The sequence below is a fragment of the Corynebacterium callunae genome, from assembly GCF_046592015.1.
GTDB lineage: Bacteria > Actinomycetota > Actinomycetes > Mycobacteriales > Mycobacteriaceae > Corynebacterium > Corynebacterium callunae_A.
In genome coordinates this window covers 18,440-43,994 of sequence record NZ_JAWVOB010000007.1, presented here as the reverse complement: position 1 = coordinate 43,994, position 25,555 = coordinate 18,440, and the positions used below count along the sequence as shown (strand labels likewise).

At 55.2% G+C, this 25,555-nt stretch carries 21 protein-coding genes and 1 tRNA gene; 12 read left to right on the top strand and 10 right to left on the bottom strand.

The window, feature by feature from the left end; genetic code table 11:
- Positions 1-42: 42 nt before the first annotated feature.
- The gene (locus SFC07_RS08950) at positions 43-1,944 is read right to left on the bottom strand and encodes a beta-glucoside-specific PTS transporter subunit IIABC (protein WP_411207902.1); all 1,902 of its coding nucleotides are present in this window, start codon (positions 1,942-1,944) and stop codon (positions 43-45) included.
- Between the two features lie 406 nt (positions 1,945-2,350).
- Between SFC07_RS08950 and SFC07_RS08945 the strand changes: the two genes are divergently transcribed.
- Together SFC07_RS08945 and SFC07_RS08940 are read left to right on the top strand one after the other, a co-directional pair.
- The gene (locus tag SFC07_RS08945) at positions 2,351-3,664 is read left to right on the top strand and encodes a pyridoxal phosphate-dependent aminotransferase (protein ID WP_411207901.1); all 1,314 of its coding nucleotides are present in this window, start codon (positions 2,351-2,353) and stop codon (positions 3,662-3,664) included.
- 70 nt (positions 3,665-3,734) lie between these two features.
- A complete protein-coding gene (locus SFC07_RS08940) occupies positions 3,735-4,994 on the top strand; it encodes a YibE/F family protein (RefSeq protein WP_411207900.1) in 1,260 nt (419 codons plus the stop codon).
- Here SFC07_RS08940 and SFC07_RS08935 read toward each other — a convergent pair.
- A complete protein-coding gene (locus SFC07_RS08935; RefSeq protein ID WP_411207899.1) occupies positions 4,991-6,310 on the bottom strand; it encodes a UDP-glucose dehydrogenase family protein in 1,320 nt (439 codons plus the stop codon). The two genes, SFC07_RS08940 and SFC07_RS08935, sit on opposite strands and share 4 nt — an antisense overlap.
- A gap of 117 nt (positions 6,311-6,427) precedes the next feature.
- Positions 6,428-6,997: a dCTP deaminase gene (gene dcd / locus SFC07_RS08930; protein ID WP_411207898.1), complete on the bottom strand. Its 570-nt coding sequence runs from the start codon at positions 6,995-6,997 to the stop codon at positions 6,428-6,430.
- A 102-nt stretch (positions 6,998-7,099) separates the two neighbouring features.
- Here dcd and SFC07_RS08925 point away from each other — a divergent pair.
- Positions 7,100-7,170, top strand: a tRNA-Gly gene (locus tag SFC07_RS08925).
- Between the two features lie 118 nt (positions 7,171-7,288).
- Here SFC07_RS08925 and SFC07_RS08920 read toward each other — a convergent pair.
- Positions 7,289-8,986: a VanW family protein gene (locus tag SFC07_RS08920; RefSeq protein ID WP_411207897.1), complete on the bottom strand. Its 1,698-nt coding sequence runs from the start codon at positions 8,984-8,986 to the stop codon at positions 7,289-7,291.
- A 68-nt stretch (positions 8,987-9,054) separates the two neighbouring features.
- On the bottom strand, positions 9,055-10,248 hold the full coding sequence (locus tag SFC07_RS08915) for a glycoside hydrolase family 3 N-terminal domain-containing protein (protein WP_411207896.1): 1,194 nt from the start codon (positions 10,246-10,248) through the stop codon (positions 9,055-9,057).
- A 133-nt stretch (positions 10,249-10,381) separates the two neighbouring features.
- Here SFC07_RS08915 and SFC07_RS08910 point away from each other — a divergent pair, with 133 nt between their 5' ends.
- The 3 genes from SFC07_RS08910 (at position 10,382) to SFC07_RS08900 (ending at position 14,353) form a co-directional block, all read left to right on the top strand.
- The gene (locus SFC07_RS08910; RefSeq protein WP_411208012.1) at positions 10,382-10,855 is read left to right on the top strand and encodes a universal stress protein; all 474 of its coding nucleotides are present in this window, start codon (positions 10,382-10,384) and stop codon (positions 10,853-10,855) included.
- A gap of 119 nt (positions 10,856-10,974) precedes the next feature.
- A complete protein-coding gene (locus SFC07_RS08905) occupies positions 10,975-11,178 on the top strand; it encodes a DUF2613 domain-containing protein (RefSeq protein WP_411207895.1) in 204 nt (67 codons plus the stop codon).
- Between the two features lie 85 nt (positions 11,179-11,263).
- The gene (locus SFC07_RS08900) at positions 11,264-14,353 is read left to right on the top strand and encodes a DUF3367 domain-containing protein (protein WP_411207894.1); all 3,090 of its coding nucleotides are present in this window, start codon (positions 11,264-11,266) and stop codon (positions 14,351-14,353) included.
- On the opposite strand, the gene SFC07_RS08895 is transcribed toward SFC07_RS08900, so the two are convergent.
- On the bottom strand, positions 14,238-15,332 hold the full coding sequence (locus SFC07_RS08895; protein WP_411207893.1) for an acyltransferase family protein: 1,095 nt from the start codon (positions 15,330-15,332) through the stop codon (positions 14,238-14,240). The genes SFC07_RS08900 and SFC07_RS08895 overlap by 116 nt on opposite strands.
- A gap of 39 nt (positions 15,333-15,371) precedes the next feature.
- Between SFC07_RS08895 and SFC07_RS08890 the strand changes: the two genes are divergently transcribed.
- Both SFC07_RS08890 and SFC07_RS08885 read left to right on the top strand, forming a co-directional pair.
- The gene (locus tag SFC07_RS08890; protein WP_411207892.1) at positions 15,372-16,190 is read left to right on the top strand and encodes a porin PorA family protein; all 819 of its coding nucleotides are present in this window, start codon (positions 15,372-15,374) and stop codon (positions 16,188-16,190) included.
- Between the two features lie 2 nt (positions 16,191-16,192).
- Positions 16,193-17,647: a hypothetical protein gene (locus SFC07_RS08885; protein ID WP_411207891.1), complete on the top strand. Its 1,455-nt coding sequence runs from the start codon at positions 16,193-16,195 to the stop codon at positions 17,645-17,647.
- Here SFC07_RS08885 and SFC07_RS08880 read toward each other — a convergent pair.
- Complete coding sequence (locus SFC07_RS08880; RefSeq protein ID WP_411207890.1) at positions 17,594-18,721, bottom strand: glycosyltransferase family 4 protein; 1,128 nt, start codon at positions 18,719-18,721, stop codon at positions 17,594-17,596. The genes SFC07_RS08885 and SFC07_RS08880 overlap by 54 nt on opposite strands.
- A 163-nt stretch (positions 18,722-18,884) precedes the next feature.
- Between SFC07_RS08880 and SFC07_RS08875 the strand changes: the two genes are divergently transcribed.
- Entirely contained in the window at positions 18,885-19,478 is a 594-nt protein-coding gene (locus SFC07_RS08875) for a hypothetical protein (protein WP_411207889.1), read from the top strand.
- A complete protein-coding gene (locus SFC07_RS08870; protein ID WP_411207888.1) occupies positions 19,475-20,239 on the top strand; it encodes a class I SAM-dependent methyltransferase in 765 nt (254 codons plus the stop codon). The genes SFC07_RS08875 and SFC07_RS08870 overlap by 4 nt, the downstream gene beginning before the upstream one ends.
- 76 nt (positions 20,240-20,315) lie before the next feature.
- Here SFC07_RS08870 and SFC07_RS08865 read toward each other — a convergent pair whose 3' ends face one another.
- The 3 genes from SFC07_RS08865 to SFC07_RS08855 form a co-directional block, all read right to left on the bottom strand.
- The gene (locus SFC07_RS08865; RefSeq protein WP_411207887.1) at positions 20,316-22,148 is read right to left on the bottom strand and encodes a phosphoenolpyruvate carboxykinase (GTP); all 1,833 of its coding nucleotides are present in this window, start codon (positions 22,146-22,148) and stop codon (positions 20,316-20,318) included.
- Between the two features lie 118 nt (positions 22,149-22,266).
- On the bottom strand, positions 22,267-22,659 hold the full coding sequence (locus tag SFC07_RS08860) for a DUF6802 family protein (protein ID WP_411207886.1): 393 nt from the start codon (positions 22,657-22,659) through the stop codon (positions 22,267-22,269).
- Positions 22,656-23,822, bottom strand: coding sequence for a hypothetical protein (locus SFC07_RS08855; protein ID WP_411207885.1), 1,167 nt, complete (start codon positions 23,820-23,822; stop codon positions 22,656-22,658). The genes SFC07_RS08860 and SFC07_RS08855 overlap by 4 nt, the downstream gene beginning before the upstream one ends.
- A 274-nt stretch (positions 23,823-24,096) precedes the next feature.
- Here SFC07_RS08855 and trmB point away from each other — a divergent pair, with 274 nt between their 5' ends.
- Both trmB and SFC07_RS08845 read left to right on the top strand, forming a co-directional pair.
- Entirely contained in the window at positions 24,097-24,870 is a 774-nt protein-coding gene (gene trmB, locus SFC07_RS08850) for a tRNA (guanosine(46)-N7)-methyltransferase TrmB (protein WP_411207884.1), read from the top strand.
- Positions 24,863-25,549 carry an NYN domain-containing protein gene (locus SFC07_RS08845; protein WP_411207883.1) on the top strand — a complete coding sequence of 229 codons (687 nt, stop codon included), beginning with the start codon at positions 24,863-24,865 and terminating at the stop codon, positions 25,547-25,549. The genes trmB and SFC07_RS08845 overlap by 8 nt, the downstream gene beginning before the upstream one ends.
- Positions 25,550-25,555 lie beyond the last annotated feature (6 nt).

The window sequence follows — 25,555 nt, the reverse complement described above, 5'->3', positions numbered from 1 at the left end:
AAAACTCTCTTTCTTTGTGCGTTTTGATTGAGCTGGAAAGGATTAGCTATCTAGGCGCATCACCACATCACCTGCAGCAACCTGGCCTTCAGTTTTCACCAATTCTAGGTTCTCCAACTTACGGGAGTTGGTGACGATCACAGCCGTGGTGTTATCAAAACCAGCCTTTTCCACAGTGTCCAAATCAACGCGTCCGAGCAGCTGACCAGCATCGACATGATCACCGCGGGCAACCAAGATTTCAAAACCTTCACCGCCCATTTTGACGGTATCAATACCCACGTGCACCAGCACCTCCACGCCATTATCACCGCGAATGCCATAAGCATGTCCGGTTTTTTGCACAGCGATCAACGTGCCAGCAACAGGAGCCACAATATCGCCACTAGCAGGGCGGATACCGAATCCCTCACCCATAGCACCGGAGGAAAACACCTTGTCATTAATCTCGCTGAGTGGCACATACGTGCCACTAATGGCAGCAGCAACCTCGGGTGCGGCGGCAGGGGCAACCACAGGAGCCGCGTCGTCAAGCTTTTCGACGTTTTTTTGCTCATTCTCTTCAGCGTTGCCCACGAAGATAATCGTGAGGACAAATCCGAGCACCAAGGCAACGGTGGAACCAATGAGCTGCGCGACAAAGCTACCGATGGTCAAGGTTGCGGCAAATGCCATGACTGATGGGAAGACGAAGGCGTCGAAGGCATTGCCACCGATTGCGATGATTGCACCACCGATACCGCCGGAGATAATACCTGCATAGAAGGGGTATTTGAGGGGAAGGTTCACACCGTAAATGATGGGTTCGGTCACGCCGGCAAGGAATCCGGAGAGCACGCCAGGGCCTGCAACTTTGCGACGCTCAGGGTTCTTGGTACGGAGCCACACTGCTGCGGCTGCGCCAACCTGGCCAAAGATTGCTGCCATCAGCGGTGCCATCATGTAGGAGAAACCAAGGTTAGCAATGTCATTGATCATCACTGGAACCAGGCCCCAGTGCAGGCCGAAGAGCACAAATACCTGCCAGAATGCGCCGAGCACAGCACCTGCAAGCCAAGGCACAGTTTCAAAGAGGTAGGTGATACCGGCAGAGACTCCATTGGCCAGACCCAGGGTAACCGGGCCGACGGTGAAGAGTACCAAAGGCACCATAATCAGAAGCACGATGAGTGGGGTGAAGAAGTTGCGGATCGCACCTGGCAGCACCTTTTCCAGCCAACGCTGCAGGTAGCCAGCCAACCACACTGCCACAACCACGGGGATAACCGAGGAAGAATAGGACATCATATTCAGTGGCAGGCCAATGAAGGTGAGTCCCTCTTGTCCAACCAAAGCGGTCAAGGTGGGGTGCAAAAGCGCTGCCACAATGGCCATGGCGATGAACTGGTTAACGCGGAATTTCTGCGCTGCTGTTACTGCCAGGAAGAATGGCAGGAAGTAGAAGAGGCCATCAAACATGGCGTTGAAAACAACGTAGCTGGTGGAAGTAGATTCCAGCAGGCCGAGGGTAGTAGCTAGGGAAAGTCCAGCCTTGCCCAGGCCGATACCAGCCAAAGCCCATACGATGGGAGAAAAGAGTGCAGAGATCAGATCAATGAACTGGTTGAAAAGGTTCTTCTTTTCCTTCGGCCCATCATCTTCAGTGGTCTCCGCGGTGGAGTTAGCGTCCTTAATGCCCTTGGCGCGCATGCCGGGGACATCCATCAGGGCGTTATAGGCCAGGGGAACATCATTGCCCACCACCACTTGGTGCTGGCCACCGGCTGCGATTGCGGTAATCACACCGGGGATTGCTGCAGTTTTTTGCAGATCAGCCTTCTCAGAGTCCTTGATCTTAAAACGTAAACGGGTGGCACAGTGAGTTACGCTGCGCACATTGTCTGGCCCACCGAGGGCTTCTGTAACACTTGAGGCCAAAGGCCCGAAGTCTGTTTTTGTTGCCATTTTCTTGTCCTTTCTGAACAAGTACACCTATCGTGATGCGAATTTTCTGTTTGACCTGCGGTGGATGGCACGGCCCCAGAAACGACAAAAGACCCGAAACCACAGACGATAAAAATCGTCTATGTTTCAGGTCTTGCCCCTTGCGGGTTACAATCCTCAAGCTCTGCGCTTCGGTGGCCGAGCTCATTCTAGGACCACGTCGGTGAAAGCTATTAAGGTCATTATGTATGACGCGTCCGCAAAAAAGCAAGCTTTATGTTGTGGCTCACAAAATGCCTGCTTGGGCGGTGCTTCACAGAGGAACTTCAGTCCGCTGGGCAACTTTCTAATCCCTTTTTAAGCCCATTTGGGTGCAATACCCGTGTTTTACTTCCAACTTGGGGCGCAAAGTGGCAACATTGTGCGAGTGACTACAGACAAGCGCAAAACCTCTAAGACCACCGACACCGCCACGCAGGCTGTGGGCGCGGATCAGGCGGCGCGTCCCACTCGACGGCCTCGCCGTCGCATCTTCGATCAGTCGGAGAAGATGAAGGACGTGTTGTACGAGATCCGTGGCCCGGTGGCCGCGGAGGCGGAACGCATGGAACTTGATGGACATAATATCCTCAAGCTCAACACCGGCAACCCTGCCATCTTTGGCTTTGATGCTCCCGATGTGATCATGCGCGATATGATCGCCAACCTGCCAATGTCCCAGGGTTATTCCACCTCAAAGGGCATTATCCCAGCACGCCGTGCCGTGGTAACCCGCTATGAAGTGATCCCTGACTTCCCCCACTTTGACGTTGATGATGTCTTCTTGGGCAATGGTGTTTCTGAGCTAATCAGCATGACCACGCAGGCGCTCCTCAATGACGGTGATGAAGTGCTCATCCCGGCACCGGACTATCCATTGTGGACTGCTGCAACCTCCCTGGCTGGCGGCAAGCCCGTGCACTACCTCTGCGATGAGGAAGATGATTGGAATCCTTCCATCGAGGACATCCGTTCAAAGGTGACGGATAAGACCAAGGCCATCGTGGTAATCAACCCCAATAACCCAACTGGTGCGGTGTACCCACGCCGGGTTTTGGAAGAGATCGTGGCTATCGCCCGCGAGCATGACCTGCTAATTCTTGCCGATGAGATCTACGACCGTATTCTCTACGATGGCGCCGAGCACATCAGCCTGGCAACTCTTGCTCCTGACCTGCTGTGCATCACCTACAACGGTTTGTCCAAGGCTTATCGAGTAGCTGGCTACCGCGCCGGCTGGATGGTTCTTACCGGACCTAAGCAATATGCACGTGGTTTCATCGAGGGCCTGGAGCTCTTGGCTGGTACCCGCCTTTGCCCTAACGTTCCTGCTCAGCATGCTATTCAGGTGGCTTTGGGCGGACGCCAGTCCATCTATGACCTCACGGGTGAACATGGTCGTCTGCTCGAGCAGCGCAATGTGACCTGGGAAAAGCTCAATGAGATTCCAGGCGTCAGCTGCGTTAAGCCCATGGGTGCGCTTTATGCCTTCCCCAAGCTGGACCCCAATGTTTATGAGATTCATGATGACACCCAGCTAATGCTGGATCTGCTGCGCGCCGAGAAGATCCTCATGGTGCAGGGCACCGGCTTTAACTGGCCACATCCTGATCACTTCCGCGTGGTCACCTTGCCATGGGCTTCCCAATTGGAAAACGCCATCGAGCGTTTGGGAAATTTCTTGTCCAGCTACAAGCAATAAAGGTGAAAAAGTTCCCACTTCTGGGCTAGGCTTCACGGTGTTCAAGTGCCTGCCGAACCCAGGAGCCACAGTGGGAAAACATGCCGTATCCGAGTCAACAACTCAGCGCTCACCATGGCGTATTGGGTTGTTGACCTTTTTAATTTCTGCCATCATCGCCACCATCGCGGGCATTGTTTTACTGTGGCCCAACTCCGATAATGTCACCCTATCCCCTGCTTTTTCTCAAACCTTTTCAGGCAACTATGAGCAGGTAGATGGCACAATCACGCTTGTCGACGGCGCGGCGTGCAACTCCCCCGACACCGGCAGGGCGTTTTCAGGAAGTCCCAGTGTGCCACTGGAAGCAGGCACCGTGGACTGCGTGCGCGCCCTGGTTGATATCACCTCCGGTGATAGTGCAGGCATGAAGACCCAGCTGGTCAACTACGGTCAACCGGGCGAACCAGTTTTTGAGGTAGGCGATAAAATCCGCCTCGTGCAAACCCCGGATATCAGCGGCTCCACCTTGTTCACCTTTGCTGATTATCAGCGCGGTACCTCTCTTATTGTGTGGGGAGTTATCCTCATTGCCGCTATGGGCGCCTTTGCAGCTTGGCGTGGTGTACGCGCCCTCTTTGGATTGGTCCTGACCTTGGGAATTGTAGGTGTATTCCTGCTCCCCGGCCTGGCCAGTGGCCATAATGCCATGTGGATGGCGGTTATTTGTGGCGCTGCCATTTTGATTATTGTGGTGCCGATTGTGCACGGGCTTAATTGGAAATCCGCTGCTGCCCTGGCTGGCACATTGGTGGCCTTAGGACTGTCAGCGCTATTATCCTGGCTGGCCATCACCACCACCAATTTGCGTGGCCTCGGCGATGAAAACCACCTGAAAATTATTAACTACCTGCCCGAGGTCTCAATCTCTGGACTGCTCTTGGCGTCCTTTATTATCGGCACCTTGGGCGTGCTTAACGATGTCACCATCTCGCAGTCATCAACCATCAATGAGCTGGCAGAAATTGATGAGGACGCCACCCCTTGGCGGCTTTTCACCGGCGCCATGACCGTGGGGCGCGACCATATTTCCTCCATGATCTACACCCTGGTACTCGGCTATACCGGCGCCGCGCTGCCACTGCTTTTGCTGCTCTCCTTGGCGGAGCGGCCCTTGCTGCAGACACTCACCAGCGATGTTATGGCCGGTGAGCTGCTGCGATCCGGCGTCGGCGCGCTCACACTAACGCTCGCCGTGCCGATTACCACGCTGATTGCCGCGTGGACGGTGCCCGGCGATGAGCCGCACCCGCCCGCTGACGGCAAGCCCCGTCTAGTGCACCGCCATTAAAGGTTGCGGCCGAGCGCGTGGACTTCCCAGCGCGCGCCCTGCCACTTGGCCACATCAAGGACGTTGCGGCCGTCAATAATAACGGGCTTGTCGACGATTCCCGCCGCGACTACCGGATCGAGATCGCGGAACTCCTGCCACTCCGTTGCCAGCACGACCAGGTGGGCGTCGGCAAGCGCCTCTTGGGTGTTTGCGGCATAGCCCAAGGTTGGGAACACGCGGCGCGCATTGTCCATGGCCTGGGGATCATAAACCGATACCGCAGCGCCCTGCAGGGACAAAGAACCGGCGACGGAAAGCGCCGGGGAATCGCGCACATCATCAGAATTTGGCTTAAACGCAGCTCCCAGCACTGTCACGCGCTTGCCCAGGAGTGAACCGCCACAGATTTCCTTGGCCAATTGCACCACGCGATCGCGGCGGCGCATATTGATGGAATCCACCTCGCGCAGGAAGGTCAAGGCCTGATCGGCGCCGAGTTCACCAGCGCGCGCCATAAATGCACGGATATCCTTGGGCAGGCAGCCACCACCAAAGCCGAGGCCTGCGCCCAAGAATTTGCGACCAATGCGGTCATCATAACCAATTGCATCTGCCAGGCTGACTACGTCCGCACCGGTTTGCTCGCAGATCTCTGCGACAGCGTTAATGAAAGAAATCTTGGTGGCCAAGAAGGCATTGGCCGAGACCTTGACCAGCTCAGCGGTGGCAAGATCGGTGACCAAAAATGGCGTATCCGCAGCAATTGCGGTGGCATAAACCTCGCGGGCTACCCCAGCTGCCGCAGAACCTGCGCGCACGCCCACCACGATGCGATCGGGGGTGATGGTGTCTTTAACGGCATAACCCTCGCGCAGGAACTCTGGGTTCCAGGCAATTTCTACCTCAGTGCCGGGCTTAGCCAGGGAATCCGCGAGCTCCTGCAGCTGCGCTGCGGTACCTACTGGGACAGTGGATTTACCAAAGATGATGTGCTTGCCTTCAAGCAAAGGCACGAGGTTTTCAATAACCTGACGCACATAGGTGAGATCAGCGGCAAAAGAACCTTTTTGCTGGGGAGTTCCCACGCCCAAGAAGTGCACCTGCGCAAAGTCTGCAGCATCGGCATAATCTGTGGAAAAACTAAGGCGCCCTGCTTCCAGGTTGCGCTCCAAAACCTCTGGCAAACCTGGCTCAAAGAAAGGCACTTTCCCATCTTTCAGGGAAGCAATCTTTGCCTCATCAACATCTACGCCTAGCACCTCATGGCCCAGCTCAGCCATGCATGCAGCATGGGTTGCGCCAAGGTATCCCGTGCCAATCACTGTCATCCGCATATAGGGAGATTCCTTTCAACGAAGTATGGACCGAAGTTCATCTCAACACGTTTTAGAACTGCGCGCGACCTGAACAGAGCCAATCAGAGAGCGAGGCGTGTCACAGGTTACTGATTACTACTCATTGATGAAGTTCAAATATGCTTTCGACGCAGTTGGTCCACGCTGGCCTTGGTACTTGGAACCGAGTTTTCCAGAGCCATAAGGGGTTTCTGCAGGCGAGCTCATTTGGAAGAGAGCCAGCTGGCCGACCTTCATTCCAGGCCACAGGGTAATGGGCAGATTTGCCACATTAGAAAGTTCCAGGGTGATATATCCGCTGAAGCCGGGATCGATAAATCCGGCAGTGGAGTGTGTGAGCAAGCCCAGGCGACCGAGGGAGGACTTTCCTTCCAAACGTCCTGCTAGATGCGCTGGCAGGGTGAACTTTTCCAAGGTGGACGCCAACACAAACTCGCCTGGGTGCAGCACAAAAGGATCACCTTCGGCTACTTCCACCAGGCTGGTGAGCTCATCTTGATTCTGTTTGGGATCGATGTGGGTGTATTTGGAGTTATTAAAAACTCGGAAATAGCGGTCCATGCGAACATCGATGCTCGACGGCTGAATAAGCTCAGGATTAAAAGGTTCAATCCCAAGGTCGCCGGAGTCAATTGATTTGCGGATGTCTCGATCTGATAGCAGCACGTCAACCAGTCTAGCGCCTTTAATCACGCCCCTAATGTGAACCCCCAAGCGTGACCCGTGCTGAGGCGGTGCTAACGTTTTAATTAGTGCTTTTTAAGCTGTGCCGATGTAGTTCAATGGTAGAACTCCTGCTTCCCAAGCAGGTAGCGCGGGTTCGATTCCCGTCATCGGCTCAAATTTTTTCCCCGGGGAAGGATCTCGAATTCAGGGACTCGAGAGGACCCGAAAAACCTCGATTTCAGTACTCTTTTCGAGTGCGTGAAATCGAGGTTTTCCCAGTTTAAAGCTGGTTTATGAGCAAACCACGTTGGGGGAAGGATCATAAACCGTGGTGGTGGTTTCACGGCTGATGACATTGCCGGAAAGATCGCTGATAATGCGGGTGTCGGAGGTGGTGAAACCTGGAGCGCCAGTGGAAGGTGCGCAGGTATCGCCAGAGAGACGCATGGTGGTTGGCTGCGTAGTTGCCCAGCGGCCGTTGTTGATGGATTCCACGCTGGTGGTATCCACGCCCAAGATCTGCACGGTGACCTGTGAGGAATCGGCAGAGGTGCGAATCATCACTGGGTAGTCGGTGTTATTGCGGAACTGCAGGTCAATGGCCCCATCGAAGATTGTTGCTTCACGGCCAGCCGGGTAACGCGAGATGTAATAGCTGTGCGGGGTGTGGGTAATATCCTCAAGTCCTGCAAAGTAATAAGCGTTGTACAAGGTGGTGGCAAATTGGCTAATACCGCCGCCAACAGCTTTGTCGGAGTGTCCGTCGAGAATAATGCCGGATTCCACAAATCCTTGGGCTGCTCCACGTGGGCCGGTGTAGTTATTGAGGGAGAAGGTTTCACCTGGGGAAACTACGGCGCCATCAACCATTTGGGCGGTCAGGCGAATGTTGACGCCAGAGGCTGCAGAGAATCCGCCGGTGGTAAATTCACCCATGACCTCATCAAAGGTTGCGGCCTGAGCTTGGGCTGCGGTGAAGGTAGCTGGGGTATCTTCATAAACTGCATCGACGGTACGGGGGCCATCACCAATTAGACCTTCGCTCAGACCAGAGAGGGTCTGCTCCCAGTTGATCTCGTGGCCATTAACTTCTGGGGTCACCACTCGGGAGCCGCTAGCGAAGCTGATCTTGGCGTTGGTTGGTTCAGTCTCTGTGTCGGCCAAGCCTGCTGCCAGAATTTCGGTGGCTACCTCGGTATTAACATCAACACGAAGCTGGCCGTTCTCTTCTGGGAAGGTCACTACCTCACCCATGCGCTCAACTGGGATAATGCCTTCTGCGCCGCCGTCGCCACGCACCACATAGGGCTCGGAAACAGCCTTGGCTGCAGGTCCTTCGGCCAGCTCATCAAGGGATTCTTGGCTAATGGCAGCTGGAACTACCGAGGTTTCTACACTAACGCCCTCGGGGTTGAGCCAGTGCTCGGTGACAGCGGATTCCAGGGCTGCGCGATCAACAGACTGGCCGTCTACGGTGTTGTTCACAACAACCTTGCCGGCGTCGATATGTAGGTTTCCGGAAACTGGTTCGCTGTGCAGCTCGGTGACCATGCGGTCAAGAGCAGGGTCAAAGGCTGCAGCATCAACGGTGCTCACAATCGGTGCTTCAGAACTCTGGAAAAAAGCCATTAAACGGGTAATTGGATTCCAGGATTGCTCGCCAGCCCCGGCAATGGTGGCATCCCAATCAATACCTACACCAGCACTAATAGGATCAAACTGGGTGTTTTTGATGCCGGCGCTAACGGCTACCGGCTGCGCCACAGTATCGGCAAGTTCAGTTTCCAAAGTAGTGCGAGCGTCTTCTTTGCTCATATTGGAAATACTGACGCCACCCACTGTGGTGCCACGCGGAATGTTGTCCTTATTAAGGAAAACATCCACGCCATAAATCCCAGCAACAATGACAAAAAGACCAACTAGGATTCCGACAAAGATCCCAGTGGTCCGATTTTTATTGATAGCTGACTTTTTTCCAGTTTGTTTCACATAAAAAAGGCTAGTTGCACGCGTGCAAAAATCCTACTCAAATAGCATATGAGCAGATAATTTCACTCTTATTGTTGACCTGTAATTTGCAGCAACTGCACCCGAAAAGCCGAGGCCAGCATTTGCTCACGTGGATATTCACCGCTGGTGACAGCTTGATCAACGCGGTCGATCGCTGCACTAAGCGAGCTATAGTCAATCCATAAGGCCTGGTCAGCACCGGCTTTAAGGGCAGCGAGCACAGCATCGGCAGGAGCATAATCCGCGGCAATAGCGCTCATTCCGGAAAGATCATCGGTATAAATAACCCCATTAAAGGGGGTACCGCCTGGATAATCCCCACTGCGCAGGAGTTGGTAGGCAGCTGGGTTGATGGTGGAGGGTACCCCCTCTTCGCCCAATCCAGGCACAATCATATGTCCCACCATGACGGCACCCTCGGTTTCTGTAAGTGCTTTGCCATAGGGCACCAGGTCATAGGTTTTTAGATCTTCCAGCGGTGGAGTCACTACGTCTTGGAGGTGGGAATCGCCACTGGCACGGCCATGACCTGGGAAATGTTTAAACACTGGGGTGATACCTGCCTTGGTCAAACCTTTGGCAAAGGCAGTGGCGTAGGTGGCGGCCGCATTGGGATCATTGGAAAAGGAGCGGTCACCCACCACTGGCAAACCCCAGGCATCAACATCCACTACCGGCGCGAAATTCACGGTCACCCCATGTGCAGCCAGGCCGGTGCCGAGGATTTCTGCGAGGTTTTCTACTTGTTCTGGGGTCATGGTTTGCGCCATCACTCGCGGGGAAGGGAAATCACCCAAGATACTGGTGGCACGCTGGACGCGTCCACCTTCAAAGTCAATGCTGACGGAGAAATCTCGGCCCACTGCAGCTCGCAGGGCAGCAATGTTTCGTCCCTCTTCAGTAAGCAGGCTTTCCTCGGTCCAGGAACCGATAAAAATTCCGCCGACACCCTGGTTCAGCGCTTCCAAGGCTTGCTCATAATTGGACACACCCACCATCATCAGCGATGCCACCTGGGCGCGCTGTTCAGTGGGGATTTGTGCCCGAGCCAGGTCCTCCACAGTCGGAGCAGTCGGCGCAGGAGGCTCAGGCGCCGGGGTTGTCGAGCTCGGCGCGGTAGGCGCGGCGGTAGGCGTCGATAAGCGTGGTTCTAGTTCTTTTGAGCAGGCCGAAAGTAGCACTGCCGCGGCAAAAAATGTTGCGACCAGGGTCTTTTGGGATTTGCTCAATTGAGGCGACACGCTTAACTACTATAGGAACAACGCGGGCAATTATTTCAATTGCGGTTTATAGAAGGTCGCGTCGCCCTCCCCACCTGAAGCAGAATTTTAGGAGCTCACCGTGCCGGAATCACATCCAGCCACTGACACCACCATGCTTATTGCTTTTGACGGCTCGCGGGAATCCCGGCGCGCCATGGAGTATGCGGCGGCCTTGTTGCGTCCCCGCAAGGTGGAAATTCTTACGGCTTGGGAGCCTTTACATCACCAAGCTGCGCGCGCTGTCACTTTGACCTCCCTCGGTGAGCCTCAAGAAGACCCAGCTCAGGCTGCTGCGCTGCAGATTTGTCAAGAAGGCGTGGCACTGGCGGAATCTTTGGGGTTGCAGGCGCGGGCTCATTTGGTGGAATCAGCCACCGCGATTTGGAGCGCCATTGTGGATGCTGCCGATGAGCTGCGCCCGGATGTCATTGTTACTGGTACCCGCGCGATTTCGGGTTGGAAATCTCTGTGGCAGTCCTCCACGGCCGATAATGTGCTGCACAATGCGGGCATTCCGGTTTTTATTGTGCCCCCAGCCAACGAGCGTGATGCGCTTGTCGACGCGGCCAGCGCCCCCGAGGCTTAAGCTGCACACCCGGGCTCAGCTCGCCAGGCCACGCCATGCCACTCCGGGCTTTCCAGGCCACGTCGCGGAAAAATTTATTGGCTGTATTCGGCTTAAGACTGGTATTCTCGTGATCTGTCATGGCATATGAAACTGATTCCCTCAACCGGCGAACCCTCGGCCCTGCTATTGCAAGCGCCGTCGTGGGTATTGCTGTCGGCGTTGTTGCCGTCCTTGGAGTATCAATGATCTCGGGGCAGGACACTGTGCCTACGGGCAATGCAGTAACTGCCGATAATGCATTGCTTGGTGGCCCGGAGTATGGCTCACGCGAAGCAAACTAGCCCTGGGCTGAGTACCTGGCTGGGAGCACGGCTTAGCGCTCGGCGTCTATCGCGCACATCGGGGCAGGGCTCTACTCAACAGTTAGTGCACAACTTAGCCCGCTTTCCACACTTTTGGGCGTGGATACTGCTGGGCTTTTTAGTTTTTTTACAACACCCCGGCCAAGTTTCAGCCGATACTAAATTAGATCTTCTGCTTGATCCCGCCGGATTTTTAGGCGGGGCACTGCATGCCTGGACTGATACTTTCACCATGGGACAGCTGCAAAACCAGGCCTATGGTTATCTTTTCCCGCAGGGTTTCTTCTTTCTTATCACCAATTTTCTGCCCGATTGGATTGCCGAGCGTCTGTGGTGGTGGCTTGTTTTGGGGGTCGGATTCTCCGGCTTCCTTGCAGTGGTTTCGCGTCTGAACATCGGCAGCGCGACTTTTAGATTTATTGCAGCGCTACTTTTTGCACTTTCCCCGCGCACGCTAACCACCTTGACGGCAATTTCCTCAGAGACCTGGCCCATTATGGTGGCGCCGTGGGTGTGTTTGCCGCTGTTAAATAGGCATCTCACTGCCCGCGCTTTTGCGCTCTCACTCTTCCCAGCAGCGTGTATGGGCGCGGTGAACGCCACCGCCACCATGGCAGCCCTACTCCCCGCTGCTGTGATTCTTGTTTATCGCCTGCTGCCACATCCGCGCAGGTGGTGGCAGGTGCTGGTGTGGGGTCTGGGGATCATCGCGGTTAATTCCTGGTGGGTGGGCCCGCTCATTGTGTTGGGACGCTATGCCCCGCCTTTTACCGAGTTCATTGAAAGCGCCTCGGTGACTACCGCTTGGCTTAATCCCATTGAGATTTTGCGGGGCACCACCAGCTGGACCACCTTTGTGGATACCGAGCGCCAAGCCGGATATCTGCTGGTTAATGAACCTTTATTTGTCATGCTCAGCGTGTTGGTGGCGGCAAGTGGTCTGGCTGGTTTGGCTTTGCTTAACCGCCGTGGCCTGTGGGTTTTTATGCTCAGCATCGGCCTGCTCATTTTAGGCAGCGCTCACCTGCCCGCCGTCCAAACCTTCCTCGACGGCGCGGGGGCTCCCCTGCGCAATATACATAAATTTGACCTGCTGGTCCGCCTGCCACTGATGGTCGGTGTGGCCGCCCTCGGCACCCACCTTTCCCACTTTTCACGCTTGTCGACGCGGTCTCCCACCAGCCTCACCGCCCCACAGCCGAGCCCCAAGCGCCGAGCAGCTGGCGTGTTAGTGGTGTTGGTGGCACTAGGCGCTATTGCTCCTGCCTGGTCAGGGCGTTTATTACCGCAAGGCACCTGGGATGAGGTGCCCTCCTATTGGTATGAGGCCACGGACTTTATTAATCACAATGCTGCCAATACACGCACTCTCATTTGGCCAAGTTCTTCCTTTGCCCGTCAGGACTGGGGTTGGACTCGCGATGAACCGGCCCAACCGCTGCTCGATGTGCCATGGGCGGTGCGCGATGCCATTCCCTTGGTTCCCCCAGAAGCTATTCGCGGACTTGATGGGTTGGAAAGCCTAGCGGAAAGCTCAGCGCAGGTGCTGCCCAGTGAATCCCTTAAACGCCTAGGCATTGGAGTGGTACTGGTGCGCCATGATCTCAGCACCGATGCTTCTCCTGACGTAGCAATCGACGGTGAAAAGCACACCTTCGGCGAGGTAGATGTCTACATACTGGACCCCCAGCGCGATATGATGCTCAGCGATTCCACCGCCGTGCCTGCGGTTGCTGGCGGTGGTGAAATCCTCGCCTTACTGGATGCTATTAACGGCTATTCTCCTCGCACTCTCACCAGCGCAGATGCCGAAATAGTCAGTGATACCCCGCAATTGGTGGGCACCAACTATGGCGATGGCAAAAGTTCTGCAGCCTTAGCCAGCATGGAAGAAACCGAGGTCAAAAACCGCCTTGTGGATTATCCCTCAGCAGGACCAACGACGCAGGTGATCAGCGAAGGTTCCCTCAAAGCCTCCTCCTCGGGTTCCGACGCCACCAGCTTGGGTGGCGCAATTCCAGACCGCTCCCTTAATTCGCTGGTTGATGGCCGTTTTAATACCGCCTGGTTCCCCACTCCGGGCGATACAAAACCTTGGCTTGAAGTCCAAGGCACCGGCACCACTCTGAGTATTTCCCCACGCGATAATGTCACCGTCACCGTGACCTCCGGCGATTCCGTCATGGTGCGCGAGCTTAAAAAAGGCGAAAGCACCGCCCTTACCCTTGCCGAACCTTCAGCCCGCCTCGAGTTTGATCACTTTGTGGGCATTTCCGAGCTCAGCATGGAGGGAGTCTCCCGCACCATCACTGTCCCCAACACCTCCCCTGAGGTGCAAAAATTCATTTTCCAACGCTTGACGGTGCCCACTAGCTTCCTGGATCGCGCATTCACCGTGCCGCGCGATATGGAGGTAAACGTCGATGCGCAATCCTGCGTCAATATCGAATTAGACGGCCAGACAATCGACTGCGGCCCACTCACCCTGCGCGCCGGAACACATATGCTGCGCACCCAATCCGAGTGGGTCACCTTCACCGAATCGGCCCCACACACCGCCGTGGAACCACTAAGCACCATCGAGTCAGCACCTACCGACCGGCTGCTGCTCACCACGCGCGCTTTTAATTCCGGTTCCACTGCGCTTCTCGACGAAACTCCCTTACAGGCGGTGGAAATTGATGCTGGAGCCCAAGCTTTTGTCATTCCCGCAGGTCTAAGCGGTGAGCTCAGCTTTGGCTTTGCTGGTGAAAAACCTTATCGGCTGAGCCTGCTCCTCGGCATGGAATTAGCAATGTTGGTCTTGGCGATCGCAGCTTGGGTATGCAGCCGCCGGCCTGCCACAAAAGAGCCCTGGCAAGATTCAGGCAATGCGCCCTGGGCTGCAATTTTTGTTATTCCCATGCTGGGTTGGTGGTTTATCCCGGCACTTGGTGCTTGGTTGATTGTGAAATTCACCCTCATCCCACGCTGGGCTGTTGCCTCCGTTCCCCTGACTGTTTGTGGTTTGTGGCTAACCCAAGCGCCCTGGCCGGCAGCTAGCTATCCCGGCGATTCCCCGGCTTTGGCGCTACTCGCTGGAATCGGCGTTTTAGCGCTTTTTGCACCGGCTGCTCCACAAACTCAAAACTCACAGCAGCCACCGGAATTGTAATTAAGGTAGTAAAAACCAAAACCAGCAGAAAATGTCCGCTAAAAACTTGAATACCCAAAAGCGGAAAAACAATCGTTAATACGGGCAGGTGCCATAAGAAAATGGAATAAGACCACTGCCCTAGTTTTTGCATCAGAGGTGAGCTGAGCAAAGTTGCCGAGCCACCCAATGCCAGCGGCACTACCAAGACCGCTGCAAAGGCAGTACCAGCCAAAATCCTCAAATTGAATTCCCAGGGTGTGGGGTGAATGAGTCCAAGCGGACCAAACCATTCTTGGCCTGCTATCCACGCAATAATCACACTGAGCACGCACCACACACCATAGGGCAACTGAGGAATTTGCAGACCTTCAAGTTCTGCAGCGATTAGGCCCACGACAAACCAACACATATAAGAAGGTGGCCAGATCTGCATATTGGCCCAGCCTTGACCAAGTGAAGATTCCACCATCGGCAACCAGGCCCAACCCAAGCCCGCTAGTGCCAAAACCACGATAATTCCAATGCGCTGCGGTTTGCCAAATCTATCCAAGACCACCGCCAACAAGGGCAGGACAGCATAAAAGGCCACTTCCACGCACAAAGACCACAGGTGGGTTAGTCCCGTCATGAGGCCATCTGGCCAATAGATTTGGGTGAGCGTGAGATTAGCCAACCACGGCCCACCTGGGATAAAGAGCAGTACGCAGCTTACGCACACCCAATAAGCAGGCATAATGCGGGCACAGCGCTTGAGGTAGTACTGCGCCCACGACTGGCCTTCGCGGCGGCGCCAGAGCACAAATGCAGAAAGCGCAAAAAAGACGGCCACAAAGAAATCAAAACGCGCCAGGATCGCTCCGACATTGCTTGCGGGATCCATCCCAGTTTGGAAAGCTGCATGGGTAGCCAACACTCCAAGGGAGGCTACTGCGCGCAGGCCCTCGAGTGAGCTAATGAATTCGTGGCGACGGGTGGGTGCATATGATTGGGTAGACATTATTCAAAATGCGAGCTTAGCGGAAAGGAGTAACACACAATGAAAAGATCATCCGTGGTGTTTATAACTCTCGGCGTATTGTTACTCATTTTCGCAGCCCTAGTACCTCCATATATGCTCGGCCAGGCACGAACATTGCCTAAAGATTTAGACGTTAGCGTGATCAGTGAAAGCCCCCAGGGCTATACCCGCACAGAACACATCGTCACCGCACCAACGGAAAAAATCGATGAGATTAGGACCCGTGTTGATCTCACCATCACCGATGATTCTGGCCAGCTGGTTTCTGAGGTAAAAGATGAGCTCACGCTGATTGGACACTCGCGTTTCCCGGTTATTGAACCCACTGCTTCAATTTCCGGTTCCCCAGTAGATAGCAGCAATCAAACCCGCGAAGGTTTGCACTGGTTTTTCCCAGCAAATGCACTACGCAATTCCTATCCTTTTTATGACATCATCTTGGGCACAGCAGAACCCGTTGACTATGTCTCCCGCGAAGACGATATTTATACTTTCTACCAGGATCTTCGATATGCGCCGCTAGATGAGACACACAACTACTCAGTGCAGCGCACCATTGAAGTTGAGAAAAACTCTGGGTTGATCATCAACAAAGAAGAAGTGATGACCTTCCATGATGCCAGCGGGGAGCAAACAGTGGAATTCACCTACACCGATGCTTCACGGGCAGAGATGACTAAACGCGCAGAGGACATTAACCAGAAAATTCAGCTCGCCAAAATCCTCGATTTCTCCTCTAAATTCCTCGGATTTTTGCTCATTGTTATTGGCGCGGTTAAGACCGGTATTTTCAAACGCGGTGAGTTGGCCAAGACTGTGCAAAACCTCGGTCGTTAGCCATGTCTACTACCCACAGGATGCTGCTTTGGGCCTGGAGCACCCTCCTTGTGGGTTCTTTGCTCTGGCCACTGGCACACCCTGGGGAACTCCTGCTCCGCGATATGGCGGTAGTGGATAATCCTGCGCTTTCACTTAATGCTTTGGGTTTTGGTGATTTGCCAGCGCGTAATGCACCCCAAGACGGAGTACTTGCACTTTTAGCTTTTATGCCGGTGAGCTGGCTGGTGCGCATTATGTTGGTACTGGCGGGACTAGCCGGGGCGTGGGGAGCAATGCGCCTGGGTAAAGCTCCTTTTGCTGCTGTTACCATCGCCATCTATAACCCATTTGTGGTGGAGCGTTTGCTGCAGGGGCATTGGTCTTTGGTGATGGCGGCGTGGTTGTTGCCGCTGATTATTTCTCTAAGAAAATCTCCGCGCTGGCAGATTGTGGTCATGTGGGCGGCATCCCTTTCCCCGACTGGGGCTTTTGTGGCGGTGATTGTGGGTGTTGCATCGTCTCGTCGAAAAGCACTAACGGCAATTTTTGGACTCTTAAGCTGGCTGCCTTGGCTGATCCCTGCGCTCTTGGCACCGCCAGCTGCAGCTGGGGTGTCGGTTTTTGGGATTCGTGCGGAAGGCTTCGCCGGCACTGTGGGCACGGCGCTGGGCCTGGGTGGCATCTGGAACGCGGGCGCGGTGCCGGCGTCGCGGGAGGCTGGTTTTGCCATCGCCGGAATATTGTTATTTATCGTTTTGCTCGGGGGTCTCCGCAACTGCCCATGGCCTTTGTTGGTGCTGGCAGTGGCGGGATTTTTAGGCGCGTTGAGTCCCTGGCTGGTGCCGGAATATTTCACCTGGGCCATTGCGAATATCCCCGGCGCGGCGCTATTCCGCGATTCCCAAAAACTTCTGATGTTTGTCATTCCTGCCTATGTGGCACTGGCTGCGGGGCTGCGCACACCGCTGGCGTGGGTGGCAACTTTGTTGGCGCTGCTGCAAATTCCTGATGCACCCCGCGCGGTGGCAGTGTTGCAACCAAGTTCCACACATGTGGAGGCAACTGCGGATCTGGCAGAGCTAGCAGCCGGCCGTGATGTGCTGTTGGTGGGACAATCCACCTTGGTTCTGCGGGAAGACGGCATTGTGGTGGTGGATCCGCGCACCAAGGCACTATCGGTGGTGGAATCGGGTGAGCTGCGCGTAGATGGCGTGGTTACTGACGCACCTTCACAGCGGTGGGTGGCCGCCCAAGATACGTGGGCGCGGGGTGATCTGGAACAGCTAGAAGAACTCGGCGTGGGTGTGGTGGTAGCCGAGGATGGCAGCATCATAGAAACAGCTGCTGCACCCCAGCGTGGTTGGCGCTTTTATCTGGGGGTGGGACTAAGTATCGGGTGGTTAGTGCTGCCTGTGGGACTGCTATTTTTCCGGCCGCGCCGGAGTACTCGCGCCTTCACTAAGGTCGAGCAGTAGTTGCTCAAATTGGGCACCGGCGGTGTCCCAGCTATAGGTGCTGGCACGCTTAGCCGCGGCACTACCTAGTTGGGCACGCAGGGGCGCGTCGACAAGCAGCTTTTTGGTGGTGGCAATAAGTTGTGCTTTGGAGTCAACCAGGATTCCGGTGTGGCCGTCGTCGATGGAATCGCGCAGGCCTCCGGAGCTGCGGTAGCCGATGGTGGGCACGCTGTGTTGGGCGGCTTCGGTGACGGCCAGGCCCCAACCTTCTTTGCGGGAGGGCATAAGGTGGATGGCGGCGCGCTCCAGCAGGGCGTGTTTATGATCTTCAGCGACCTGACCGTGGAAGATAACACGGTCGCTTACGCCGAGCTCACGGGCATAAGCCACCAATTCTTCCTGCCACCAGCCACTGCCAACAACATCAAGCACCACGCCATCAAGGGCAGCAACCACATCCATGGCGTGTTCAATCTGCTTATGCGGAACCAGGCGCGAGAGGGTAATCAAGTGCACGCCCTCGCGGTCGAGGTGCGGCAGATGAGCGGGCACCGGGTCTAGGCCATTGCGGATAATGTGAATCCGCTCGGCAGCAACACCGAGGGCAATGAGCTCTTCGGCGCTGGGTTGGGAGACGGTGACATAGGGGGCATTTTTATAGGCGCGCGGTGCAACGCGGGATTCCAAAAACCAACCCAGGCGTGCCAGCACTGGGCCTACCACCGGCCATTGCTCGCGATGACAGTGATGAGTGAGCAAAATGGTGGGTTTGGCGGAGAAAAACTTGCCAAAAAAGGGAATGCCATTTTGGGTATCAACCACCACATCAACCTTGGCAAAAGTTCCAATGCCCAGCCGGCCCAGTGCCATGGCAGCCCATGCTTTGGGATACACACTGAATTTCTCGCCGCTGCGCGAATAGCGCACGCCATCGCGGAGTGAACGGCGCGGCGCATCGGTATGGCCGGCGGTGCGGAAAATAACCTCATGGCCTTGTGCTGCCAGGTACTCCCCCACTCTTTCCAGGTAGCGTTCACTGCCACCGCCTTGGGGATGGGTGGTATCGCGCCAGCACAACAAAAGGATTTTCATAGGGTTTCTCAGTTTAGTCGCATGTGCTGCTGTGGCGGGTTTGCGGTGCGCTGGTGTGCGCTGGTGCTGTGCTGTTGTGGCGGGTTTGTGGTGGTGCGCGGTGCCGGTACCAGAGGTAGTCCCCGGATTCCCGCCTTGTGCCCAAAGCAGTCATAATAGTTTTATGACTTCAAGCAGCTCAGAAACCATTACGATTTTTTCGCCTTTCCGCGCCCCCGGCCACAGCCCCGAGGAGATCCGCGAGCTTATTTTGACTGCCGCCGCCGAGGACGGAGCTGACTTTATCGGTGTCCCTTTTGCCAACGCCGATAACGTAACCATTGAGGTCGCTGCAGAACTCATCAATGACAACCTCGGGTGGCTCGATGACTTTGTGCTGGCAGAGGGCCTGGGGCTGCAGCATAATGGCGAAACTCTGCGCTTTGGCGATGAAGATATTAACTTCACCATCAAAATGCGCGGCGATGACGATGCCCGCATCGGTGCCTCCCGCCTGGGACTTGAACCACTGATGATGCTCATGCATGAGGATGCGGACTTTATCACCATTAGTCGCTTTGACCTGGACAATCCCGCCGATGAATCCACCTATATCAAGGCCCGCAGCTTTGATGAGCTCGATGGTTGGACCCTGGAATATAGCGTTGCAGGCGTAAGCCACACCACCATCGTGCCTGATGTCTCCACCGCGATCACGACCGTCCTGCGCTGGATGAACGGTGAGGATATCCGCGACCTGGACTGGTCCACCAATTGATCCCAGCGCACACCCGCCGGCTGGCAACCCTGCGCCGCGCCTTCGGCTTGCTCAGCGATTTCCGCTTTGAACAAACCCGCCCCGATATCTTCTATGGCAACCTCGCCCAAGACACTGCCATGCTTATCGACGCCATCAGCCACGATGTCACCGGCCACTCACTGGCCGGCAAGGTGGTCGTGGATGTGGGAGGAGGGCCCGGCTATTTTGCCTCCGCTTTCCGCGCGCGCGGAACACAGTATTTTAGTGTGGAACCCGATGTGGGTGAAATGAGCGCAGCCGGCATTAAAGTTGCAGGCTCAGTCCGCGGATCTGGCCTTGACCTGCCTCTTTTAGATAATTCTTGTGACATTATCTATTCCTCTAATGTGGCAGAACATGTGGCTGATCCCTGGCGGATGGGCTCAGAGATGCTGCGGGTTACTAAACCCGGTGGCATTGCAGTATTGAGCTATACCATTTGGCTGGGCCCCTTTGGCGGCCATGAAACGGGCATGTGGCAGCACTATGTGGGTGGCGAGTTCGCGCGTGAGCACTACCAGCGTAAACATGGTCATGCGCCCAAAAATGTCTTTGGTGAATCGCTTTTTGATGTTTCCTGTGCCGAGGGCTTGGAATGGGCTGCTCAAGTCTCAGGTGCCGAGCTCGTCCTCGCTTTTCCGCGCTATCACCCGCACTGGGCTTGGTGGATGGTGCAGGTTCCAGTAGTTCGGGAATTTTTGGTGAGCAATTTGGTGCTGGTGCTGCGCAAGACTGAATAAAGTGCCCTAAACTGCAAAAACCTCGGATTCAGTACTCCTTTCGAAGTTCTGAATCCGAGGTTTTTAGTGTTGAGCGTTAAGCCTGGGCAGCGTTGATACGCTTCTTCAGGGCTTCGAACTGCTCATGAACCTCGGTTGGGACACGGGGTCCCAGGAAGGTGAGGTACTCAGCGTTGTCCTCAACATCGGATGCCCACTGATGTGCAGGAGCGGTCAGTGCTTCCTTCACATCCTCGAGTGGGGTGTCCAGACCTTCAAGGTCAAGATCCTCAGCGCGAGCAGTGTATCCAACAACGGTCTCATCTGCGCCAACGCGACCTTCGATGCGGTCGATAACCCACTTCAAGACGCGGGAGTTGTCGCCGAAGCCAGGCCACAGGAAGCGACCGTCTTCGCCACGGCGGAACCAGTTGACAAGGAAGATAGCTGGCAGCTTGTCGCCACCCTTGTTGCCCATATCGATCCAGTTCTGCAGGTACTCACCAGCGTTGTAACCCATGAATGGCAGCATGGCCATTGGGTCGTGGCGCAGGGCACCAACCTTTGCCTCAGCAGAAGCAGCGGTCTGGCCGGAAGCTAGCAGGGAACCAACCATGGTGCCATGCTCCCAGTCGTAGGTCTGGGTAACCAGTGGAACAGTATCGGGACGACGGCCGCCGAAGAGGATGGCGTCGATCTTCACACCGCGCCAGTCGTTGAACTCTGGTGCAGCTGCTGGGGACTGCTCGATTGCGACACAGTAGCGAGAGTTGGGGTGAGCAGCGTTTTCATCAGACTCTGGGGTCCAGTCGTTACCCTTCCAGTCGATGAGGTGAGCTGGGGTCTCGCCGTCCATGCCCTCCCACCAGATATCGCCATCGTCGGTGAGCGCCACGTTGGTGAACAAGGTGTTGCCTGGTTCCATGGTCTGCATCGCAATGGGGTTGGATGCGTAGTTGGTACCTGGAGCAACGCCGAAGAAGCCGTTTTCTGGGTTAACAGCGTAGAGGCCGTCTTCACGCAGCTTCAGCCATGCAATGTCATCGCCAACAACCTGAGCGGTCCAGCCTGGGATGGTTGGGGTGATCATAGCGAGGTTGGTCTTACCGCAGGCAGATGGGAATGCTGCAGCGATGTGGTAAGCGCGGCCTTCTGGGTTGATCAGTTTCAGGATGAGCATGTGCTCAGCCATCCAGCCCTCTTCACGAGCCATAACAGAGGCGATACGCAGGGCGTAGCACTTCTTGGCAAGAATAGCGTTTCCGCCGTAGCCGGAGCCGTAGGACCAAATTTCCTTGGTCTCAGGGAACTGGGTGATGTACTTGGTGTCATTGCAAGGCCATGGAACATCTTCCTGACCTGGCTCCAAAGGTGCACCAACAGAGTGCAAGCACTTAACGAACTTGCCAGTATCGCCGATCTTTGCAAGTGCCTCAGCACCCATGCGGGTCATGATGCGCATGGACATAACAACGTATTCGGAGTCAGTCAGCTGCACGCCAAGCTTTGGCTCAGGATCGCTAATAGGACCCATGCAGAAAGGCACAACGTACATGGTGCGGCCCTTCATGGAGCCAGCGAAGTGCTTGGACATTTCGTCCTTCATCGCCTGTGGCGGTGCCCAGTTATTGGTTGGGCCAGCATCTTCTTCCTTCTCGGAGCAAATGAAGGTACGTGACTCAACACGTGCGACATCGGAAGGGTTGGAACGGGCTAAGAAACTGTTGGGGCGCTTCTCCTCATTGAGCTTAATAAGGGTTCCAGCCTCAACGAGTTCCTTCGCCATACGATCCCATTCCTCCTGGGATCCGTCTGCGAAGACAACTGCTTCTGGCTGAAATAGCTCGACCGCGTCTGCGATCCAGCTCAGCAGTTCCTCATTGTTGGTTGGTGCCTCACCTTTAAGGCCCCTGATTGCAGCTGTAGTCATCACTTCTCCAGACAATTTGTCACTCGACTGAGTTCTCGGATTCCAGCGTAGCTTTTAGGACCGGAACTAGTTAATAAGTCTAATGAGACACATGCCACATTTGTCATTACCAGTGCACTTACCCCCTGTCCACACGCATCCATAGCCTTTTATTGTGAGAAAAATTCCCGTTTAGCCACCCCCTTTCAGGGGGTAAATCTGGCTCCAAACCCCACCCGGCGGTCGATCCCTTTATCTCATTTTGCGGCAATCCCCACACATTTTCCGCCTCTTGAGTGGACCACACTTCATAGGAGCCGGAAAATTGGTGCATGGTGATGTGATCAACCAGGCCATCTCCGTCAAGATCAGCGAGAATGGTAATCCCTTTAACATCGCTAAGGGTTATTGACCCCTCCCCAACCCCACCAATTTCAACAATGTTTCCCTCAAGTTCAAGCGCTAGCCCACCGGGTACGCCTACCACTGTGGAAAGCATTTCTCCAAGGTTTTCAAGCCATGTGTACTTCATTGCGACTTTTCACCCTCTAATCGCTTTTGCCGCAGCCACTTTATTGGCCCCAAATCATCCCCCACAGGGCCACTGGTTGTATCCAGTTGAAGGGTTTTATGGGCCAGATTCCACCATTTCGTCACTTTGCTACGCCTGACATTAGCGATCTGCATCCCCACCATAAGCAGTACAAAAGGTAGCGCATCTAAGCGAAGTAAAGCTGTGACAAGAATTGCAAAGGCTGCCATTATTAGCACCTGTGTAGCAATTTGTGGTTCCGGTGGAAAATCTATTTTCCAGCGTGACCGCAAACCCTGACGATCATCACGTTCTTGAAACTCCGCAAACTCAGCTTGGCGGCGCAGCGCCCTTTTCTTTTCCCAACGCGCCACCACTTGATCCCACCGCCCACCCGGTACCTGCGGATGATCCCCTTGAATCGGAAGCTCAGCGACACGCAACACAGTGTTAAGTAAATCCGGACCACTCACAATGGCGTGTGGGCAGATTCCGGGTGGGAGTGGAGATGTCACCACCAGGCGACCCACCCTTTGCCAGGCATCCTGCAGGATCGGTGCGTCGACAAGCAAGAAACCTTGGCTCCCGGAAACCGCAACCACAACGTCAACAGCTGCGGAGTCACTAAGGTCAACGTGGGGGCTAAGGCACGCGCGTAGTTGCGCGACGACTTGTGCGTCGGGGCCAATAACCGCAATGCGAGGACGCGGGGCCAATTCGCGCGCAGGTGGCGCAACACACGCCGCCAACTGCGGAAAATACCAGCTCAGCGCCTGCAACTCACCAATAAGCAGGCGTTCACGCACGCGAATGAGCTGGGGAATATCAACCGTGAAATTTGGAAGCTTTTCCTTATCTTCTATGTGTATAAAAAGTTGGGGTCCCAAACGCATCCGCGAACGCACGCGACCGTTGAGTTCGCCGGGGTGCACCAGCAGCACCACATCTGCCCCGGAGCCGATAGCGGGCCAGGTAGTTCGCACCATTACCGCGCCCGGAATGGAAATATCCACCGCCGCGTCCAAGGTGCACACCCCAATGCGCGGCGGACCTGTGAGCTCTTTAAGCACCCGTAACACCGCGCACGCTGCGGGATCACCAATGGGTTGCTGTTCAACCCAGGCTGCTGCTGTGAGAAAGATTTCTGGTACCGCTGTCTCCATATGCCCACCCCTAGACAAGTTGTGTACGGAGATCCCCATCCCCGTTTAACACTTAAGCACCATCGAACCCTAGAATGAGCACCTGCGCAAGCGCCCCTGTGGATAACTCGTATAGCTAACAATTAGGTGCTCAAACTGTAGGATTAAGGCAACCGTGTGCGCTCTCAAAATCCTATGTTTTTATCAACGCTGCAGCATCTCAAAGCTCAGGGAAAGTCCGAGCACACGGGCAGAATATTGAAGTTTCACCTTTAAACAGGAAAAATAACCACTAATGTCTATTTCTGATAATTCCCGCGATCAATTAGGGGAACTGCCCGCTGGCCGTCCCCTCCAATCCGAATTTAATAATGACCTGGACTACCCACGTCTAGGCAGCGTCACCTTCCGGCGCGGAACCCTAACCGAGAATCAGCAAACCATGTGGGATGAAAAGTGGCCTGAGCTAGGTCGCATCCTCGAAGATGAGCTCATTGACCTCGATAGCTGGTTTGGCCGCAGCGGTGCTCGCACCATTGTGGAAATCGGCTCCGGTACCGGCACCTCCACTGCTGCTATGGCTCCTTTGGAAGCCGATACCAATATCGTGGCCGTTGAGCTTTATAAGCCAGGTTTGGCCAAGCTCATGGGTTCTGTGGTGCGCGGTGGCATTGAGAATATCCGCATGGTACGCGGTGACGGCATTGAGGTCCTCAACCGCATGTTCGCCGATGAATCCCTCGACGGCATCCGCGTGTACTTCCCGGATCCTTGGCCTAAAGCCCGCCACAATAAGCGCCGCATCATTCAATCCGGCCCTTTGAACCTCTTTGCCAAGAAGTTGAAGCCAGGTGGAGTTTTACACGTGGCAACCGACCACGCTGACTACGCCGAGTGGATCAATGAGCTTGTTAACGTCGAACCACTCTTGGAGTACAAGGGCTGGCCTTGGGACGAATGCCCACAGCTCACCGACCGCCAGGTGATCACCAAATTTGAGGGCAAGGGTCTAGAAAAAGACCATGTCATCACCGAGTATCTGTGGCAGAAGGTGCAGTCAAATGACTGATGTTCATGAGATCATCCACAGTTATAACCCCACTGATCATGCAGGCCCTGAGAACCTGCTGCTCGTGTGGGATGCTCCCAATCTAGATATGGGTTTGGGCGCGATTTTGGGTGGTCGCCCCACTGCTGCTTATCGTCCTCGTTTTGATGCCATTGGCCGCTGGCTGCTGACACGAGCTGGAAAGCGCGCCCATGAACTCGGCCGCCATATTGAGCCTGAGGCAACTGTCTTTGCCAATATCACCCCTGGTGGCGCCGATGTTGTTCGCCCTTGGGTGGAAGCCCTGCGTAACGTAGGTTTCGCAGTTTTTGCCAAGCCTAAAATCGGCGAAGATTCTGATGTCGATCCAGATATGATCGCCCACATCAAGCGCCGCCATGATGAAGGCGTGCTGCGTGGCGTTATCGTGGCCAGCGCTGATGGCCAAAACTTCCGTGAAACCCTAGAAGCACTGGTTGCTGAGGGAATTCCGGCAACCGTTATTGGCTTCCATGAGCATGCTTCTTGGGCGGTGGCCCATGAGCAGATTGAGTTTGTGGACTTGGAAGAAATTCCAGGCGTCTTCCGCGAGCCTTTGCCACGTGTCAGCCTGGATAATCTTCCTGATACCGGTGCTTGGCTGCAGCCTTTCCGTCCGCTGACTGCGCTCTTGTCCAACCGTCACAACCCTCAGGAGTAAAGCGCC

Bases quoted from the DNA above. Each gene is read 5' to 3' on its own strand.
- SFC07_RS08950 (WP_411207902.1), bottom strand. From the start codon at position 1,944: ATGGCAACAAAAACAGACTTCGGGCCTTTGGCCTCAAGTGTTACAGAA.
- SFC07_RS08935 (WP_411207899.1), bottom strand. From the start codon at position 6,310: ATGCGGATGACAGTGATTGGCACGGGATACCTTGGCGCAACCCATGCT.
- SFC07_RS08910 (WP_411208012.1), top strand. From the start codon at position 10,382: ATGCTTATTGCTTTTGACGGCTCGCGGGAATCCCGGCGCGCCATGGAG.
- SFC07_RS08905 (WP_411207895.1), top strand. From the start codon at position 10,975: ATGGCATATGAAACTGATTCCCTCAACCGGCGAACCCTCGGCCCTGCT.
- SFC07_RS08895 (WP_411207893.1), bottom strand. From the start codon at position 15,332: ATGTCTACCCAATCATATGCACCCACCCGTCGCCACGAATTCATTAGC.
- SFC07_RS08890 (WP_411207892.1), top strand. From the start codon at position 15,372: ATGAAAAGATCATCCGTGGTGTTTATAACTCTCGGCGTATTGTTACTC.
- SFC07_RS08885 (WP_411207891.1), top strand. From the start codon at position 16,193: ATGTCTACTACCCACAGGATGCTGCTTTGGGCCTGGAGCACCCTCCTT.
- SFC07_RS08880 (WP_411207890.1), bottom strand. From the start codon at position 18,721: ATGAAAATCCTTTTGTTGTGCTGGCGCGATACCACCCATCCCCAAGGC.
- SFC07_RS08875 (WP_411207889.1), top strand. From the start codon at position 18,885: ATGACTTCAAGCAGCTCAGAAACCATTACGATTTTTTCGCCTTTCCGC.
- SFC07_RS08865 (WP_411207887.1), bottom strand. From the start codon at position 22,148: ATGACTACAGCTGCAATCAGGGGCCTTAAAGGTGAGGCACCAACCAAC.
- SFC07_RS08860 (WP_411207886.1), bottom strand. From the start codon at position 22,659: ATGAAGTACACATGGCTTGAAAACCTTGGAGAAATGCTTTCCACAGTG.
- SFC07_RS08855 (WP_411207885.1), bottom strand. From the start codon at position 23,822: ATGGAGACAGCGGTACCAGAAATCTTTCTCACAGCAGCAGCCTGGGTT.
- trmB (WP_411207884.1), top strand. From the start codon at position 24,097: ATGTCTATTTCTGATAATTCCCGCGATCAATTAGGGGAACTGCCCGCT.
- SFC07_RS08845 (WP_411207883.1), top strand. From the start codon at position 24,863: ATGACTGATGTTCATGAGATCATCCACAGTTATAACCCCACTGATCAT.